The sequence below is a fragment of the Sporosarcina sp. FSL W7-1283 genome, from assembly GCF_038003105.1.
Taxonomy (GTDB): Bacteria; Bacillota; Bacilli; order Bacillales_A; family Planococcaceae; genus Sporosarcina; species Sporosarcina newyorkensis.
The window spans coordinates 3,113,819-3,130,466 of the sequence record NZ_JBBOOL010000001.1 but is presented as its reverse complement, the minus strand read 5'-3'; the positions used below and the strand labels follow the sequence as shown (position 1 = coordinate 3,130,466).

The following is a 16,648-nucleotide window of genomic DNA, read 5'->3' as shown; positions in this document are numbered from 1 at the left end:
TTATGTCGGTAAAGTACGGGATATTAACATTGTTATTCCTACAAGAAAATCATGGATACGAATTGAAAGTAGAATTAGAGTCTCTTCTAAGTATCAAGGGAAAGATTAACCCTGGTCAGATTTATACTACCCTTGACCGTCTCATTCGTGATCAACTCGTGTCATCGGCAGGAATAGATGACCAAGAAAGAAAGTTATATAAATTAGAAGCGGAAGGTGAAAATGAATTAAAAAAATGGTTATTAGAACCTGTACCTTATTATTCTACTAGGGACGACTTTCATTTTAAATGGAGTTGCGCTCGAAAAATCCACTTTGATCGAGAAAATATTATGCTTGAGCAACAAAAAGCAATGATAATGAAAGATGTAATGGAGTTGACTAAATTAAAAACGGAGTTACTTATTCAGGGTGAAGAGGATAAATATTTATTAATCAGTGGTACACTCTTACATTTGGAGGCAGATTTAAATTGGATAAGTCAGATTGAAAATAGAAATCGTTCATAAATCTAAGTAGAGGTTTCCTTTTCGATATACCGTTGTAATTATCTTATACTAATCATTCCCAAAAAGGAGGAGTTTAGTTGGGTCTTATTCTTGAATACAATTGGGAATTGTTTATCCTCATCGAATTATTGTCTATAGGGGCACTAATCCTATTTGGTATATTTCGTTATTTCTTTAACAAACCTAGACTTAGCATTATGTTCATTTTCTTCTTTTTGTTTATGGTAATACTTGAAGGGCTGCTCGGGTTGTATGTCTATCATCAAACAGGAGAGATTTCAACGTTTCAAATTGTTGTTACTGTATTTATTATCTATGCGTTTACATTTGGAATATTTGATTTTATAAGATTAGATCGTTGGATGCGTAGAAAAATTGGAACGTTACGTGGTGTTGAATTATTGTCTGACAAAGACTATAAAATTATTGAAAGGAATAATAACCCTAAATATATTGCGAAAAAGTATCGTAAATCTTCCTATATACATTTATTTATTTTTGTTACAGTTCAAGCGATTCTTTGGATCATAGGTACGGAAAGCATCGCAGAGATAAAAATGTATTTAAGTGATTTTTCATGGATAGAGAAAGGAGTAGCAAAAGAATCACCTTATCCTAATGATGTTACCTTTGGAATCGGAATAATTTGGGGAATTGTTTTTATCGCCGATTTTATTTATTCGTGGTCTTATACATTGTTTCCAAAATAACTAAAAAACCGTTGTTTGTAGTGTGAAAAATGTATATAGAAAGATAATATATCAAACGGCGGTTTTGAAAATAAGAAATTTCAAAGCCGCCATTTTTCTAAAAAATAGAATTACGGAAGGTGTATTAAGTTCGCTCTTTTTTAAGGACACGGCGGTATGAAGGAGGTTATCGCCGTGTTTATTTATGCTTACCTTTATTGGATATCGCAAGCCATATCAAGAAACATCTTAAAGTGCTGTCAGATTATTATAACTAAAAATTTAATAGAAAGCGTCAAATTTTATGCCTAGCTGGCTTATGTTCAGTTGGGCTTTTTTTGTGCATTTCACAATTTTTTTAAGAAAACTTCTCTTATTTTTGGCATTTCACAAAAAATCTTGTTGAAGGTTATGAAAGGGGAAATCATCACCCACCTTTGCAGTTGCGAAGGGAGAGGAAATGCATGATAGAACCAGATCGTACCGAGTGGCAAGTTCGTTGTGCCTTTAATGCTTTTTGTAAACGTGTATTGAAGAATGAAGCAATCAATATTTTCAACGAAAGACAACAACGACAAGCAAAGGAGATGACATTTTCTGATCTCACACCACAAGAAGAAAATCAACTCTATACCTTAGATAAGCAATATGAAGGAGAAGTAGGACAAAGTTTTCAAGTGGCTGGAAAGAAAATCACTCCGAAATTACTTGCTGAAGCGCTACGTACTTTGCCCAAAGAGAAGCGTATCACTGTCCTATTATACTACTTTTTTGACAAATCAGATGTAGAAATAGCTGAACTACTCGATATTCCACGTAGTACAGTTCAGTATAGGCGGACAAGCTCTTTCAAAAGGTTAAAACGATTTTTGGAGGAACATGCAGATGAATGGGATGATTAATTCTAATACTGAAAACAACGAGCGTGGTTTATTGCCGTATCCAATCATTTTAGCTGCAAATAAGGGTGAGCCAGAAGCAATGAAAGTAGTTGTTCTACATTATGGAAGCTATATGACAAGCCTATCCATGCGTAAGCTCCGTGATGAACAAGGAAACACTTATTGGGGCATCGATGAAGATACACGCGAACGCTTACGAGCGAAGCTTATGCAATCTGTTTTAGCTTTCAAAATTTGAATACAGAATGGTTAGGTTTTCCCTTTCATTAATCATATATTTGTTCTTTGACAAAGAAAGCACGGAAGATAACGCCGTGCAGTATAAACAAAAAATCAGATACGTTCTACTGATGATGAGCCACTTGATTCATAACGCCATGACTTTCGTTAGGAACGAGCGATAATTTGTGAATCTAATGCAATTGTGGTGGATTGCTGGCGATAACCCATCAGTAAAGATAATGATACTCCCCTACCGTCATGGTTCGAGCGTTCAAAGCGTCGCAAGCTATGAGTAGGGCTGGAAGAAATACTTGCAGGGGTGAAACTCCCGTGGAGCTGTACCAACAGCCGTCTGATTTTTTAATAGATTAGGTAAGGGGGCATTTTTTTGAAACAGAATTTGATTCTATATAGTATGCAAATTGCTATGTTAAAACAACTGCTTACTCGTAAATTGATTTCAGAAAAGGAATATTACATTGTAAAAAATAAATTAATGAAAGAATATGGTATCATTTCTGATATTACAAGCTGAATTGTGTTCCTATTGGCGTTATAATAGAGGGTAAATAGGAACACAAAAGGAGGAGCTGTTATGTCAGAAGTTGAAGTGATTAGGGCAAATAGTAATTTGGCTAACCAAAAGCGTGGAAAAGAAATAAAGCAGCTTAGAGTTGCAGCCTATTGTAGAGTTAGTACAGATTCGGAAGATCAGTTAAATAGCTATAAATCACAAGTCTCCTATTACTCAGATTTAATTCAGAAAAATGCAGAATGGGTGTTAGCTGATATTTATGCTGATGAAGCAATCACAGGCACACAAGTCATCAAACGTGAAGACTTTCAACGAATGATCAATGATTGTATGAACGGAGATATTGATATGGTTATTACGAAATCAATATCTAGATTTGCAAGAAATACATTAGATACGTTGAAATATGTTCGTATGTTAAAAGAAAGAGATATAGCGGTTTATTTCGAAGATGAAAAAATCAATACGCTGACAATGGATGGTGAATTATTACTTGTCGTTTTGAGTTCAGTTGCACAACAAGAAGTTGAGAATATATCTGCTAATGTTAAAAAGGGATTAAAGATGAAAATGCAACGTGGAGAGTTAGTCGGTTTTCAAGGTTGTCTTGGTTATGACTATCATCCAGAAGATAAAAGTATTTCAGTAAACGAAAAAGAAGCAGAAATTGTTCGTTATATATTTCAGAGGTATGTTGAAGGAGCAGGAGGTAGTATTATCTCAAGAGAACTAGAGAATTTGGGCTACAAAACGAAGAGAGGTACTTCAACATGGGCTGAAACAACCGTCCTTGGAATTATAAAAAATGAAAAATATAAGGGCGATATATTAATGGGTAAAACTTTTACATTAGATCCAATCACAAAACGTAGATTGGAAAATTTCGGTGAGGAAGATCAGTATTATTTAAGAAATCATCATGAACCCATTGTCAGTGCGGAAATATTTGATAAAGCACAAGAAATCAGATTAAGAAGAAACAGGGGGAGAAATACAGTAGAAAATAATGGTGGAAAACGGGAAAAATTTAGTCGTAAATATGCTTTTAGCTGCATGATTGATTGTGCTTATTGTAGTAGTACATTAACAAGACGTAGATGGCATAGTGGAACGAAATACGGTAAGACGATTTGGCAGTGTGTTACAAGTACGAAGAAGGGGAAAAAATTTTGTCCAGATAGTAAAGGAATACCGGAAGAAGCCATTGAAAAAGCTTTTCTAGAAAGTTACCGTATTATGTGCAATAACAATAAGGATGTATTAGAAGAATTTTTACAACGAATGGAAGAAGCCCTAAGTTCCAATACGATTCACAAAGAAATTTCTAAAATTGAGAAAGAAATTCAAGGATTAGAAAACAAAAAAAATAAATTAGTGGACATGAGATTAGAGGATATTATCGATAAAGAAACGTATGAAGAAAAATATAATTCATTGACGCGAGAAATTAATGAAAAGGTACAAAAAAGAGAAAAGTCATTATCGAATTTGGAAGAAGAAAAGGATATTAAAAAACGTTTATTAGCTTTCAAAAAAGTATTAGAACAAAATGAGGTTATTGATACATTTGATCGTTATGTATTTGAAAGCGTAGTTGATAAAGTAATTGTAGGTGGAGTAGACGAAGATGGTAATAGAGATCCTGCCATGATTACTTTTGTATATAAAACAGGACTAAGTAACAGTCTTGATGGTGAAAAGTTTAAACCTGCTCGAAGAAACGCGAAAAAAGATAGCACAGATGGATCTAATGAATTGTGTTCACATACAGGCAACGAGGACAATAAATTGTGTCCACATAATAGCGACGACACATGTGGAGTGTGTAGCTTTACTAGACTTAAGTAAATAAAAAGCAGCGGTTTCCGAGAATCTGTAGGGGATTCTTGGGTTTCCGTCTGCTTTTAATTAGATTTTTTCTATGAAATGATTAAAGTAAGTACTACGTGGGCGAACATTCCTAGTTGTTTGAATTAACGCAAATGTACAACCGGACTGTATAGTTCTATGCACAAGTATCTTGAAATTCATTAAAGGCCCAGCAAGATTTTGTATGCTGTAAACTCATTAGGGGATTTCATAGAAAAATAAATTTCTTGAATTATTTAGTTGCATTTACTGATTTAAATGACGGCATGAACAAAATAACTAGTGATGCGAGAATTGCCACAACTCCAAACAAATAAAAATTAATTTCATATCCTGCATTCATGCCCATAAGAATCCCGACCAATAATGGACCAGCAATCGCGCCGAATCGACCAATTGCCGAGGCAATGCCTAAGGCACTAGCTCTATTTTGATCATTATATTGCCTCATCACATAACTTGCGAGTACGAACGTCGTTCCAGTAGTCCCGAAACCTGTTATGGCGATAAGTATATACAGAACCACTATATTGAATTTAATACTAAGTAGAAGAATGCTTATTGCGGCCAAAAAATAAATAAAGCTAATGACTTTTTTCGGTTGTAGTCGATCAGCGACTCTTCCGGCAATAATTCCACCCACGACTGCAGATAAGTTGAAAACCAGTAAAAATAGTAAGCTAGAATTCATGGGATAGCCAGCTTCTTTCATAATTTGTGGCAGCCATGTATTCATACCGTAAATAAGCAAAAATGCACCAATATAGACGATGCTAAACAAAATCGTGGAAACTAAGTACCTTTTGGAAAAAATAGACGCTGACTCGTTGGCAGTTCCTTCGGATTGTTCTTCTTTCACGAACTCATCAGGTAACCGGTATTTTTCAATAAGGCGTTTTGCTTTCACTTGCTGATTGTTTGCCTGTAAAAATTTAATAGATTCCGGTAAATATTTTATAAAGAATGGGATGAATAAAATTGGTGTTGCACCTAACCAAAAGAGTGATCTCCAACCAAAATTCTCAATAAAAAACACACCAGAAAGTGCAGCGGCTACTCCACCGACAGCAAAACCAGAATACATAATAACAAAGAAGAATGAGCGGTACTTTGCCGGAGAGTATTCTGTCGTTAACGCAGAGGCGGATGGGACAATTCCGCCAATGCCTAATCCCGCCAAGAAACGATATATTGCGAATAATTCGGGTGTGGGAGCTAAAGCGGTCAGTACCATCATGATGGACATGAGCGCGATTGAAGCGATGATGATAGTTTTTCTTCCTATTTTATCACAAAGGAAGCCCCCGATCGAAGAACCTAAAAACATGCCAAGCAATGCATAGCTTCCCATTGCGCCCGCTTGTGTTGCCGTTAGTCCCCACCCACTTGGGTCCATCAAAACTGGTAATACAACGCCGTATACAACTAAATCGTAACCTTCGACAAAAATTGTAAACCAGCAAATTATTGTTACTAAAATCGTTACTTTACTAATCGATTTAATCCCGACCTTATTTGCCTGTGATTTTTCCTCTTCAAGAATTTCAAAAGTTTCCTCTACATGTGCCTTCATTCTATACATCTCCTCCAATTTTACTTAATATTTGAATTTGTCTTTTTGAATAATGTCCATTTAAAGCTTGCTTTACAGTTCTATGCAGAAAGTCCAAAATATTAGGCATTAAGACATTGTTCGGATAATCATTTACCTTTCCCCCTGCAATTCCTGGTAACTTATTGAACCAAAAATGTCCTTTGTCTTCCACTTTAGTTATTTCAACTTCAATGTTCACTTCTTTCAAAGCCTCATAAAATAATAAAGATTGGGTTGGATTGACAATTGTATCTTTTTCACCCCAAATTAAGTAAAAGATTGTATCAAAAGTTGGCACTGCCATTGCATCTTGAATATGAGCAATTGGAGATGCGGCATAAAAAGCGCTTTCATTACCATCGAAAGGTAGTCCTAATAGACGTTCGTTCATATTCACATCCCGAACAATAATTGGATTTTTACATTCATAAGCTAAATCATAAAGTCCGTAGACCCCGATTACAGAACAAACTCGATAACTAAACGAGTGATTGCTTAAGGCAAATAACGACGATAAATAGGCACCGGCTGAATCACCGATCAACCCAATTTTATTAATATCCAATTCTTTTTTATTGGCGTTTAAAACGAGCCAATTCATCGCTTGCTTCAGATCTTCAATTACTGCTGGAAAAGACGCGTAGTTGGGCGTGGCTAGTCGATAGTTGATGGCCATTACAAAATAGCCCTCTTGCGCAAAGTTTTCCCCCCACTCTTTATACATTTCTTTTGAACCTGCCTGGAATGCCCCTCCATGAATAAGTACTAAAATTGGCAAAGGCTCATTGAACTTCAAAGGCATATATAAATCTGCTGTTAAATATTCTTCTTCAGTTTCACCATAGACTACATTTTTTTCGAAAGTAAACAAGTCGTATCATCCTCTCCATAACCATTTATTAAATTGAAAACAAAAAACCATAGCCGTATAGACCGCTCACGAGGAGCCGTCGATAACAGCTATGGTTTGCCTTTTTTTTAAGACCACCCATTGCTATGAATGATATGGGACACACAGGGGAACTGTGCGCTATTATACTATCAATTTTAATTATATATAATTTTCTGTACATTGCAAATGAATTTTATATTTTTTTGAAAATAGCCCTATCTAATAATAAGACTGCAACTGCAGAATCATCATCCAAACTCCAAGACTCATAGCTTTCAACAATTTTGCAGCCAAGAAATTGTTCGAATTCCGTATTACGACGCTCTTTTACTAATTCCATAAATGATCTTCTAGCATCCAAAACCATTTTTCGTCCCTCAGTATTAACCATTAATGTTTTTTCACGCTTTGTTAAAATACCTCTAAGAATATAAACGATCGTATCTCCCATCAACCGGACTTCGGTTTGCTTCGGACCTTTTCCGCCAACGCTTTTCAAGAAACTATTAATCAAATTTAAAAGTTCTAATTCGAATTGCTCAATGTCCATTGTTTTTTCGGTCAAGTTTCAATCCCTCACAGTGTTAGAAGTTTTTAAAACTGCTATACCAATTCTGCCTTGTTATAATTGCGCAAAGAATGTCCTTCCATCATCCTTAACTCATCAGAACTTTTACTTTCTATTCATTCACCATAAACTAAAACAAGAATTTTCTCAATACGGAAATTTTGCTATATGAAAGTTTCGCAGTATAAAAAACATTCTAAAAAAGAAATGAAATAAGAACCAAATGCAAGTGAGTATTCGTTACATATGTTTGATTTAAGAAGGCGTATTAGTTTAAAATTTTTACTTCTGACAACTGGATTGAATCTTTTTTCTGCATTATCTATCATTATTTCAACCGAGTTAATCCATTTATGAACTTTGTAGGTGGAAAATAGCACGTGTGAAAAATTCATAGTTGTTTGAATTAACATGAATGTACAAATAACGTGAGAGTTTGGTGTACAGATACCCTAAAATAAAAAGGTTGAAAATAAATACCTATACAAGGAGTATGCATGATTTTTTAGATCGTGAGAGGTGCCAGATTCTCATTCTGAACTAATTCAGAAATCTGCACCTTCCAAAATCTCATAAATATATAGATGATAATCCTCCTGTTTATTTCTTTGACTTTTTACTTCCAATTTCCCTTCATATAATGATTCTCCCGTTTCCAAATCTCCTATAAAGAAGATATGCTCTTTATTTGTTGCGGAAACGGCATATAACCTTCCATTCATCACTTTCAAATAAGGATTTTCATCATCCGTTGAATCTGCTATATCAAATATCAGTTTTTCATCCCATTTTTCGTTTTCTATGTCATACTGGTTGACCTCTATACCATTCGCTGTTTGTAACGGAATAAAAATTGTAGAGTGAAAGACAGCAGATGCTCCGCCTATAGAATCAAGTATTTCATCAGGAACAGCTAATTTTTTAGTCTGGTTATTTTCTATATCGTAAACCACGTATTCATTAGCGATTATGTTTGGTTGACCATCATCTTGCATGCTTTTTTCTTCGGAAGCCTCAATGTGAATCAATAGATATTTACTTTTCTCATTGTAATCTCCAGCATTGATTACTCGTATATCAGTCCAGCCATATTCTACCGTCGGTGTAGAAGCGATTGTGTCATTGTGTACCAACTTTTGCCCTTTCAAATTAACCGTATATGCATGGAATTCACCTCTGCCATCCATAAGAAGGTTATGGGTAATTATCTTTAATTCGCCCTCTATTACTTGGACCTTCTCAACACTCATCCAACTGTACTTTTCTCTTTCTGGTACGTCTAATTCTAAGGACGTAATTTTTTCTGATTTTTTATTGAGTACTTCAATTTCAAAGGTTAATTCTTTCATCGGTTGTTCATAAAAATTCTCCGCTTGAATTCGGGCATATGCTACTGTATTTTTATCTTCAAAGAAATGATTAGCTGTTAAATCCTTGCTGCGCATAAAGCTCCTACGCTCTTTTACCAATCCTTCAAGAGTCGGCGGAACACTCATCCTCTCTATTTTTTTGAGAAAAGGTAAATGATTTGGATCAATTGTTTTTTCATTTGTGATTTGTAAGGATTGAGATCTATCGCCTGCCTGATAATCCCCGGTTAAAATTAAGTTCTTTACTTCATTTTCATTGCCACTTATTTTTTTAAATTCAATTTCCACATGATTGTTTGTAGCGAAACTCGACTGTATATAAAATGTTCCAATACTAAGTACGATAACCAAACAAATTGAAATAATTTTCCAATAGCGTTTCATGTATGTGATCTCCCATCAAACTCTTACTTTATTTTTTATTAGGAAATTAGCAGTCCAAATGGAGCAAGCCGCCACAACAAGACCTGTTGCTAATTCCATGAAAAATAGTTCTGTCGGATAAAAGTAATTCTTCAAAACAAATGTATTCACTAGTAACGGTGCAAAAAAGACGAGTTGGGAAGCAGCACAAAAAAGAATGCCATACATAATTCCTTTTACTCGGTAAGAACGTTCAAACAAAATAGCCGTGAAGACAATCGATACAACCCCTACTCCAGCAGCATAGTAAAGAACAAACTCACCAAGAGTGTTTGGTATTAACAGAGCCACATTTGGAATGCGTGTAATTTCATTAATAGAGAGATCGGTACGAAACTCACTTGGAACTATCCACTTTAAAATTTTGTTCTCCACTGGCATTAAAAGCAGTTGCAATGCAATGAGGCCCAGAACGTACAGTAAAATCGTTGCAGCCTTGGCCAAATAGACTTGAATGCGCGCAATTGGTAACATGAACAAGCGGTAACTAAATGTATTTTTTCCGAGCCAGTCCCGATACCAAATAAAGAAAACATAAATCAGCAGGGTAGCAGCACCAAGTGCAATGGGTCCCATAAACCAAGCTGATTGGGAAAAATCATAAAAAGAAATCGGCGCGAGTTGAATATCGCCCTTCGTCATATGCTCCTCGTTAATCCATTCATTTGCCCGATTTGCCCGATTTACATGCATTCGTGCTGTTGTAATAACGCCAATGATCTGAGTGAGGATCGTAATTCCAATTAAAACGAGATACAGTTTAAAAAATCGGTTGAACTCGAAATTGACCAACTTCAGATATTGTTTCATGCTTCATACACCTCTCTCATTACATCAACTACCGATTTACCTTCTTTTTCTCGTATTTCTTCCGTATCAAATTCTTTTAAAACGACGCCGTTATCCAGTAAAACGACTTTATCAATTAAATGCTCAATATCATTAATTTCATGGGTCGTTATAATGACGCCCCGGTCTTCAATTAAATGACTCGTAAATACATCGGCTATTTGTTCACGGCTGAATATATCAATTCCGGAAAACGGCTCGTCCATTAAGACATAATCGACATCCATCGCTAAACCGAGTATCAGGTTTACTTTTGCGGTATTTCCTTTAGATAGATCAGAAATTCGATCTGTCTCCTGCAGCTTAAAAAACCGAAGAAGTTCACTGGCTCGTGCTTGATTCCAGCTGTCGTAAAAATCAGCCATGAAGACGAATGCATCCCGTATTTGCATTTGCGGCAACATCGTGATCGTATCTGGTATAAAAGTGATTTTTTCATAGCTTTCTTTATGAATTTTTTTTCCGTCAATCAGAATTTCACCGCTCGCAATGGGGGATAATGCCATAATCGCTTTCATAATTGTTGTTTTCCCAACACCGTTAATACCAATTAAACAAGTAATCTTTCCTTTTTCAGCTGTAAAAGAAACACCATTTAATACTTTCTTCTTACCAAACTTTTTTGTAACATCTTTTATCTCAATCATAAGAATCCCCCATTCCATTAGTTTCCTTCTTCATACTTATCCTTGGCTAAATGCAGGGCCTCATGAATAGGAATATTGATTGAACGAATCGAATGAACGAATGTATCAACGGCCTCTAAAATCAATTCCTCTCTAACCATTTCTAGTACTTGCTCATCCTTTGAAATGCGACTGGGTAAATTCCCCTCCGTAAGTATCAAACCTTGTTCCTCCATTTCTTTATACGCCCGTTGCGCCGTATTTGGATTAATTTTAAGCTGATTCGCCAGTTCTCTTCTCGATGGAATCTCCTGACCGGGTTCAAAGTAACCTGAGGCAATTTGTTCTTTAAAATGCCGGATCACTTGTACATAAACAGGATCACGATTATTAAACTTGACTTTCATAGATCCAACTCCTAAAAACGTAATGTGTTTAGCGTATTAAGTGGGTGATACAGTGATTGCAAAAAAATAGCATCTGTTTTCAAGCATTGTAGTAAAACCCGTCATACAGCCGTGATAAAAGTGCGTATTAAGTCATTCATACAGTAACTTTAAAAAAGTCTTCCACTGCATTCAAGCGCAGTTACACCTCGTGCATATATAAGGTATAAAAGAATTTAAACGTATTAATGGGTTAATACACTCTACAATATGTATTATATGCGTAATACACTTTTATTGTCAACATCACAGTCATAGTTCAAGATTATTTGCGAGCAGACCAAAATATAAGTACCTACGTGGAAAACATTCATGATTGTACAAATTAACGGATAATTTGTCGTAAATGTACCTTTTATCAAAAAGTGTGGTAATGAAGTAGTTTTTATGTTGAAAAGGAGCGATTAATTTTAAACAACACACAAAAAAGAGCTCGAAATATTAGGGCGTTACATGCGTCAACAGGATGGAATACCGTTTCCTTGTATCACCATGCTTGTTCCTCCAATTTCAAACTCTTTCAAAATAATATATTCATATGGTAAAGCTAGGTTACTAGCATCTCTTCCTCTTCTTGTTTCAAAAGACGCCTTTTCTCAACTCTTGCTACAACACGAATACTTATTTCATATAATAAAATCATTGGTATTAAAACGAGTAATTGACTAATAAAGTCCGGCGGTGTAATCACTGCAGATAATAGCGCTAAAATAACATAGGACCATTTTCTTGTTTTTTTCATTGTTGCTACCGTCAATACTTCAATCGTTGCTAAAAATAAAGCAACGATTGGTAATTCAAACATTAAAGCAATTGGTACGGTTGTATATAATAAAAATCGAGCATATTCACTAGCGGATATCATCACATCAAAATGAATTGCACCTAAACCTGTTAGAAAACTATAACTAATCGGATTAATCACTAGATAGCCAAACGTTAAACCAAATAAAAACAATAGAAAAATAACTGGTGTATATAAACTAAAAAATTTACTTTCACGTTTTGTCAAACCTGGCTTAACAAATTGATAAATAAAGTGACATATAAAAGGTATTGACAAACCAATCGAAAGGGCTAGTGATATCGTCATATAAAATGACAACACATCAAATGGACTAAGAATCAGTAGTTTATAGTCTTTTATTATATAGGGAAACCAAAAGTGAATCGTACTTAACGCGAAAATAAAAACGATTGTAAATACTACTGCCGACTTGATTAACTGTCTTCTTAATTCGTCTAAATGACCGAATACTGCTGGATCATTCATTCTTTTAGATTCTTCAGGCATCGTAACACCTACTTTTATTCACATTTTTTTCTTTTCTTCCGATTCTTCATTGTCAAAATCCATGATCTCCTTTGTTGATTTCTTAAATTCCGCCAATGTTTTGCCGACTGCCCCACCAATTTCAGGTAACTTTCTTGGTCCGAACATAATTAAAATAATTACTAAAATAATAATTAATCCTGGTACACCAATAGCCGCTAGGTTCATATACACCACTCCTATTATATTATCGATTCTACAACCTTTTTATCATCTTATGAAATGTATTATACATAATATTCACACTACAGAGATGTTCAGCTAGATAAGTCATTCTCAATGTAACTGTTTTCAGTGCGTCATAATTCAAGCTAGTCACACCATAGTATGTTACTAGGAGGGGTGCATATGTCGGATCAGAAAAAGCAAGAGAAGAAAAATGAGGACAATCAGCCCGAACAAGAATCGAGACGTCGTTTCTTGAAAAACTCGGGATTAGTTGCTGGTGGTATTGTTGGTGGTGGTTTATTAGGTTCATTTATCGGCAATCCATTTACAAAAGACATCACAACATCCAATAAAGATGAAAGACCTAAAAAGGAATTTACAGAAACAAGAATGTTTTTCACTCGATTTGAAGACTTTTTTGTATTAGAAGCAGCAGTAGAAAGAATTTACCCTGAAGATGGTAATGGACCAGGTGCAATTGGTTTAGGTGTTCCATATTTTATAGATAAACAATTAGCAGGCCCGTATGGTTCGAATAAATTCGACTATATGAAAGGTCCTGTTCAAGAAGTAAAAGTTGCCTCATCTTATCAGACGTTAATGTCACGTGGTGAAGTGTTTATTGAAGGTATTCGAAAGTTGAATGCTGAAAGTCTAAGAAGCCAGGATGCAAAGTTCTATGATTTAGAAGGCGAACAACAAGATGAGATACTAAAAGCAATGGAAGCTGGAGAAATCGGATTGCGTGGTGTTAAAGGTCCTACATTTTTTAACTTATTACGTCAAATGACGATTGAAGGAGCGTATGCTGACCCGCTTTACGGTGGAAACAAGAATATGATGGGATGGAAAATGAAAGAACATCCAGGAATTCGTCCAGGTTATAGTGATTTAATCGAAGAAGAGAAATTCCAAATCATTGAACGAATGAGTTTAAAAGATTATCAGGGCTAAAAAATAAAGTAATATTTCAGGGGGATTGTCATGGCTATAAAATTAGACAAAGTAGATGTTGTCGTAGTGGGTACTGGTTGGGCTGGTGGAATCCCATCAGCAGAACTAGCAAAGAAGGGATATAAGGTAGTAGCTCTAGAACGAGGAAGGGATCACGACCATAGTGATTTTGTTGGCTCTAAAGACGAGCTGCGTTATGCATCTCGCTATGAAATTATGACAGATAACTCTATTTCAACTGTCACAGCGCGCGGTACTTTAGATGAAGAAGCATTCCCACTTCGAACGCAAAGTGAAAATTTTGAAGGTAACAACGTTGGAGGTAGTAGTGTACACTGGTCAGGCGTTACACAACGTGGACGTAAATTTGATCTCCAAGCACGTTCTATTACGATTGACAAATATGGAGAAGATAAAATTCCGGCAGATATGAATTTACAAGATATGGGGATAACATATGAAGAATTAGAACCTTATTTTGACCAATTCGAAAAAACAGCTGGTACATCTGGTGAAGATGACCCAATGGGACCACCACGTAGTGATAGTTATCCTACAGGACCAATGCGTCCTTCATACCCAGTAAAATTATTTAAAGAAGCAGCATCCAAATTGGGATACCATCCAATTATGATACCGTCTGCCAACCTTTCTGAGCAATATGAAAATCCGGATGGAGAAACAATTAACGCTTGTCAATATTGTTCATTCTGTATGATGTATGGTTGTGATTTCGGCGCGAAATCAGACCCGGTAGCAACAGTTATTCGTACAGCTAAGAAAACAGGTAATTATGAAATACGTACAGAATCTTATGCACGCCGTGTGATACATAAAGACGGAAAAGCTTCCGGTGTTTTGTATGTAGACATGCGGACGGGAATGGAATATGAGCAACCTGCCGACGTAGTTGTTTTAGCAGGTTACACTATCTCTAACACACATTTAATGTTACTTTCGGAAATTGGGAAACCATATGATCCAAAAACAGGCGAAGGAGTTATTGGTAAAAACTCTGCCGGATTAGCATCTCCAGGTGGAAGTGCGACTGGTTTCTTTGAAGATAAAAAATTCAACTTATTTATGGGTTCAGGTTCCTTAGGCGGTACATTTAGTGATCTGGATAGTGACAACATCGATAATTCTGACTTAGGCTTTATCGGTGGAGGGATTTGTGAAATTCGTCAACGTGGCTCAGGGCCGATTGGTTCCAACCCAGTACCACAAGGTACACCACGATGGGGGAAAGAATTTAAAGAAAAATCACTTCACTACGCAAATCGTATGTTAAGTGTTGGATTCATGTCACCGTCATTCGGTTGGAAATTTAACTATATGGACTTAGACCCAAACTATACGGACATGTTTAATGACCCATTATTAAGAATTACACACTCGGTTACTGAACAAGATAAAAAATTCTCAGAGTACTTTAGTGCACGTGCAGAAGAAATCATGAAGGAAATGGGAGCAGACATTATTGAGAAGGGTAATCCACCTCAAGAATGGAGGCATACACAAGGATATGGTGAAACAAGTGGCGGGGTAATTATGGGAGATGACCCAAAGACTTCAGCAGTAAACAACTACTCTCAAGTCTGGGATATGGATAATTTATTCGTAATCGGAGCATCTGCATTACCACATAAAATTCCTCAACAAACAGGTACACTCGGTGCATTAGCATACCGTGCTGCTGAAGGAATTGACAAGTACTTATCAGATGGTAGCGGGTTACTAGTTGAAAAGAAATCAAATGCAATAAAAGCATAAACAGCCAGTTAATTTGAATACATGCAATGGGACGTAAGATCATACTACGTATATATATTTGACGTAGTATGAACCTCACGTCCTTATTTTTAATAAATAATAATCCATTGATATTGTAGTAGAAAGGGTGTTACTATTTTGAAAAATACATCGTTCAACATCATCCTACTCATCTTTACACTTACACTTGTCGCTTGTAGTAACGGAAAAATTGAATCAAACATATCCGCGACAGTTGCAGACTTCGAATTTACAGACCAACATAATGAAACATTTTCATCAGAACAATTAAAAGGCGACTGGTGGATTGCTTATTTTTTCTATACGAACTGTAAAATGGTCTGCCCACAAACAACAGCCAATATCGTAAACGTTCAAGCGACACTAAGGGACGCTGGTATGACACCACCAATCATTGGCTTTAGTGTAGACCCTGATTTCGATACACCAGCAGTACTTCAAGATTTTGCAGCAATATATGATGCAAACTTCGAAAACATGACCTTTTTGACCGGATATGACTTTGACAAAATAAAAGAACTATCCAACAAATCCTTTAAAACCGTATTAGACGGGGGAGGACCAGAAGACCATGTATATGCACATAGCACATCTTTTTTCCTTATCAATCCGAAAGGCGAAGTCATCAAACGGTATGACGGCCTATCGAAACTAGATTATGAAAACCTCATTGCAGATGCGAAAAAAGTAATGTGAAAACAAAAACTTCATGATTCAAACAATAGGTTTTCATTTGCCTTCCTTATGAGAACGACATAGGGCCGGTATCATACGAAAATGCTTGGATTATTGGCACGGACTTAGTACGGACTGTACGCGATACGAAATACCGCGATGTGCTGGCTGTCGGAACGTATACACCATGGAACAAACAAACGTATTTTGGATACTACGCGAAAGATATT

Annotated in this window: 18 protein-coding genes; 9 read left to right on the top strand and 9 right to left on the bottom strand. The window is 35.9% G+C overall.

Annotated features, from left to right (window positions below):
- The first annotated feature begins 2 nt into the window (after positions 1-2).
- The 6 genes from MKY93_RS16410 (at position 3) to MKY93_RS16385 (ending at position 4,705) form a co-directional block, all read left to right on the top strand.
- On the top strand, positions 3-509 hold the full coding sequence (locus tag MKY93_RS16410) for a PadR family transcriptional regulator (protein ID WP_340760288.1): 507 nt from the start codon (positions 3-5) through the stop codon (positions 507-509).
- Between the two features lie 77 nt (positions 510-586).
- Positions 587-1,219: a hypothetical protein gene (locus MKY93_RS16405; RefSeq protein ID WP_340760285.1), complete on the top strand. Its 633-nt coding sequence runs from the start codon at positions 587-589 to the stop codon at positions 1,217-1,219.
- A gap of 443 nt (positions 1,220-1,662) precedes the next feature.
- On the top strand, positions 1,663-2,100 hold the full coding sequence (locus MKY93_RS16400) for an RNA polymerase sigma factor (RefSeq protein WP_340760283.1): 438 nt from the start codon (positions 1,663-1,665) through the stop codon (positions 2,098-2,100).
- On the top strand, positions 2,084-2,338 hold the full coding sequence (locus MKY93_RS16395; protein ID WP_340760281.1) for a helix-turn-helix domain-containing protein: 255 nt from the start codon (positions 2,084-2,086) through the stop codon (positions 2,336-2,338). The genes MKY93_RS16400 and MKY93_RS16395 overlap by 17 nt, the downstream gene beginning before the upstream one ends.
- Positions 2,339-2,710: 372 nt before the next feature.
- On the top strand, positions 2,711-2,857 hold the full coding sequence (locus tag MKY93_RS16390) for an SHOCT domain-containing protein (RefSeq protein ID WP_340760279.1): 147 nt from the start codon (positions 2,711-2,713) through the stop codon (positions 2,855-2,857).
- 60 nt (positions 2,858-2,917) lie between these two features.
- On the top strand, positions 2,918-4,705 hold the full coding sequence (locus MKY93_RS16385) for a recombinase family protein (RefSeq protein ID WP_340760277.1): 1,788 nt from the start codon (positions 2,918-2,920) through the stop codon (positions 4,703-4,705).
- A 253-nt stretch (positions 4,706-4,958) separates the two neighbouring features.
- Here the strand turns inward: MKY93_RS16385 and MKY93_RS16380 are convergent, their stop codons facing one another.
- The 9 genes from MKY93_RS16380 to tatA form a co-directional block, all read right to left on the bottom strand.
- Positions 4,959-6,299, bottom strand: coding sequence for an MFS transporter (locus MKY93_RS16380; protein WP_340760274.1), 1,341 nt, complete (start codon positions 6,297-6,299; stop codon positions 4,959-4,961).
- Position 6,300: 1 nt separating this feature from the next.
- Complete coding sequence (locus MKY93_RS16375) at positions 6,301-7,191, bottom strand: alpha/beta hydrolase (RefSeq protein ID WP_340760272.1); 891 nt, start codon at positions 7,189-7,191, stop codon at positions 6,301-6,303.
- 214 nt (positions 7,192-7,405) lie between these two features.
- On the bottom strand, positions 7,406-7,777 hold the full coding sequence (locus MKY93_RS16370) for a Na-translocating system protein MpsC family protein (RefSeq protein ID WP_245799537.1): 372 nt from the start codon (positions 7,775-7,777) through the stop codon (positions 7,406-7,408).
- Positions 7,778-8,325: 548 nt separating this feature from the next.
- Positions 8,326-9,534 (bottom strand): hypothetical protein, encoded by a 1,209-nt coding sequence (locus MKY93_RS16365; RefSeq protein WP_221837321.1) that lies wholly within the window; start codon positions 9,532-9,534, stop codon positions 8,326-8,328.
- Positions 9,535-9,549: 15 nt separating this feature from the next.
- Complete coding sequence (locus MKY93_RS16360; protein ID WP_340760269.1) at positions 9,550-10,383, bottom strand: hypothetical protein; 834 nt, start codon at positions 10,381-10,383, stop codon at positions 9,550-9,552.
- Complete coding sequence (locus MKY93_RS16355; RefSeq protein WP_221837327.1) at positions 10,380-11,069, bottom strand: ABC transporter ATP-binding protein; 690 nt, start codon at positions 11,067-11,069, stop codon at positions 10,380-10,382. Before MKY93_RS16355 ends, MKY93_RS16360 begins: the two co-directional genes overlap by 4 nt.
- Before the next feature lie 17 nt (positions 11,070-11,086).
- Positions 11,087-11,455 carry a GntR family transcriptional regulator gene (locus tag MKY93_RS16350; RefSeq protein ID WP_009498603.1) on the bottom strand — a complete coding sequence of 123 codons (369 nt, stop codon included), beginning with the start codon at positions 11,453-11,455 and terminating at the stop codon, positions 11,087-11,089.
- A 586-nt stretch (positions 11,456-12,041) separates the two neighbouring features.
- Complete coding sequence (gene tatC, locus MKY93_RS16345) at positions 12,042-12,788, bottom strand: twin-arginine translocase subunit TatC (protein ID WP_009498602.1); 747 nt, start codon at positions 12,786-12,788, stop codon at positions 12,042-12,044.
- 18 nt (positions 12,789-12,806) lie between these two features.
- Positions 12,807-12,995, bottom strand: coding sequence for a twin-arginine translocase TatA/TatE family subunit (tatA, locus tag MKY93_RS16340; protein ID WP_009498601.1), 189 nt, complete (start codon positions 12,993-12,995; stop codon positions 12,807-12,809).
- Positions 12,996-13,175: 180 nt separating this feature from the next.
- Between tatA and MKY93_RS16335 the strand changes: the two genes are divergently transcribed.
- The 3 genes from MKY93_RS16335 to MKY93_RS16325 all read left to right on the top strand — a co-directional run bounded on the left by MKY93_RS16335 (position 13,176) and on the right by MKY93_RS16325 (position 16,439).
- Complete coding sequence (locus tag MKY93_RS16335; protein ID WP_040759832.1) at positions 13,176-13,949, top strand: gluconate 2-dehydrogenase subunit 3 family protein; 774 nt, start codon at positions 13,176-13,178, stop codon at positions 13,947-13,949.
- A gap of 30 nt (positions 13,950-13,979) precedes the next feature.
- Positions 13,980-15,722, top strand: a complete 1,743-nt coding sequence (locus MKY93_RS16330; protein ID WP_009498599.1) for a GMC family oxidoreductase — start codon at positions 13,980-13,982, stop codon at positions 15,720-15,722.
- A 138-nt stretch (positions 15,723-15,860) separates the two neighbouring features.
- Complete coding sequence (locus MKY93_RS16325) at positions 15,861-16,439, top strand: SCO family protein (protein WP_009498598.1); 579 nt, start codon at positions 15,861-15,863, stop codon at positions 16,437-16,439.
- The last annotated feature ends 209 nt before the right edge of the window (positions 16,440-16,648 follow it).

What these genes read in the sequence shown, in the direction of transcription:
- MKY93_RS16410 (WP_340760288.1), top strand. Translation starts at nt 3, where the DNA reads ATGTCGGTAAAGTACGGGATATTAACATTGTTATTCCTACAAGAAAAT.
- MKY93_RS16400 (WP_340760283.1), top strand. Translation starts at nt 1,663, where the DNA reads ATGATAGAACCAGATCGTACCGAGTGGCAAGTTCGTTGTGCCTTTAAT.
- MKY93_RS16395 (WP_340760281.1), top strand. Translation starts at nt 2,084, where the DNA reads ATGAATGGGATGATTAATTCTAATACTGAAAACAACGAGCGTGGTTTA.
- MKY93_RS16385 (WP_340760277.1), top strand. Translation starts at nt 2,918, where the DNA reads ATGTCAGAAGTTGAAGTGATTAGGGCAAATAGTAATTTGGCTAACCAA.
- MKY93_RS16380 (WP_340760274.1), bottom strand. Translation starts at nt 6,299, where the DNA reads ATGAAGGCACATGTAGAGGAAACTTTTGAAATTCTTGAAGAGGAAAAA.
- MKY93_RS16365 (WP_221837321.1), bottom strand. Translation starts at nt 9,534, where the DNA reads ATGAAACGCTATTGGAAAATTATTTCAATTTGTTTGGTTATCGTACTT.
- MKY93_RS16360 (WP_340760269.1), bottom strand. Translation starts at nt 10,383, where the DNA reads ATGAAACAATATCTGAAGTTGGTCAATTTCGAGTTCAACCGATTTTTT.
- MKY93_RS16355 (WP_221837327.1), bottom strand. Translation starts at nt 11,069, where the DNA reads ATGATTGAGATAAAAGATGTTACAAAAAAGTTTGGTAAGAAGAAAGTA.
- MKY93_RS16350 (WP_009498603.1), bottom strand. Translation starts at nt 11,455, where the DNA reads ATGAAAGTCAAGTTTAATAATCGTGATCCTGTTTATGTACAAGTGATC.
- tatC (WP_009498602.1), bottom strand. Translation starts at nt 12,788, where the DNA reads ATGCCTGAAGAATCTAAAAGAATGAATGATCCAGCAGTATTCGGTCAT.
- tatA (WP_009498601.1), bottom strand. Translation starts at nt 12,995, where the DNA reads ATGAACCTAGCGGCTATTGGTGTACCAGGATTAATTATTATTTTAGTA.
- MKY93_RS16335 (WP_040759832.1), top strand. Translation starts at nt 13,176, where the DNA reads ATGTCGGATCAGAAAAAGCAAGAGAAGAAAAATGAGGACAATCAGCCC.
- MKY93_RS16330 (WP_009498599.1), top strand. Translation starts at nt 13,980, where the DNA reads ATGGCTATAAAATTAGACAAAGTAGATGTTGTCGTAGTGGGTACTGGT.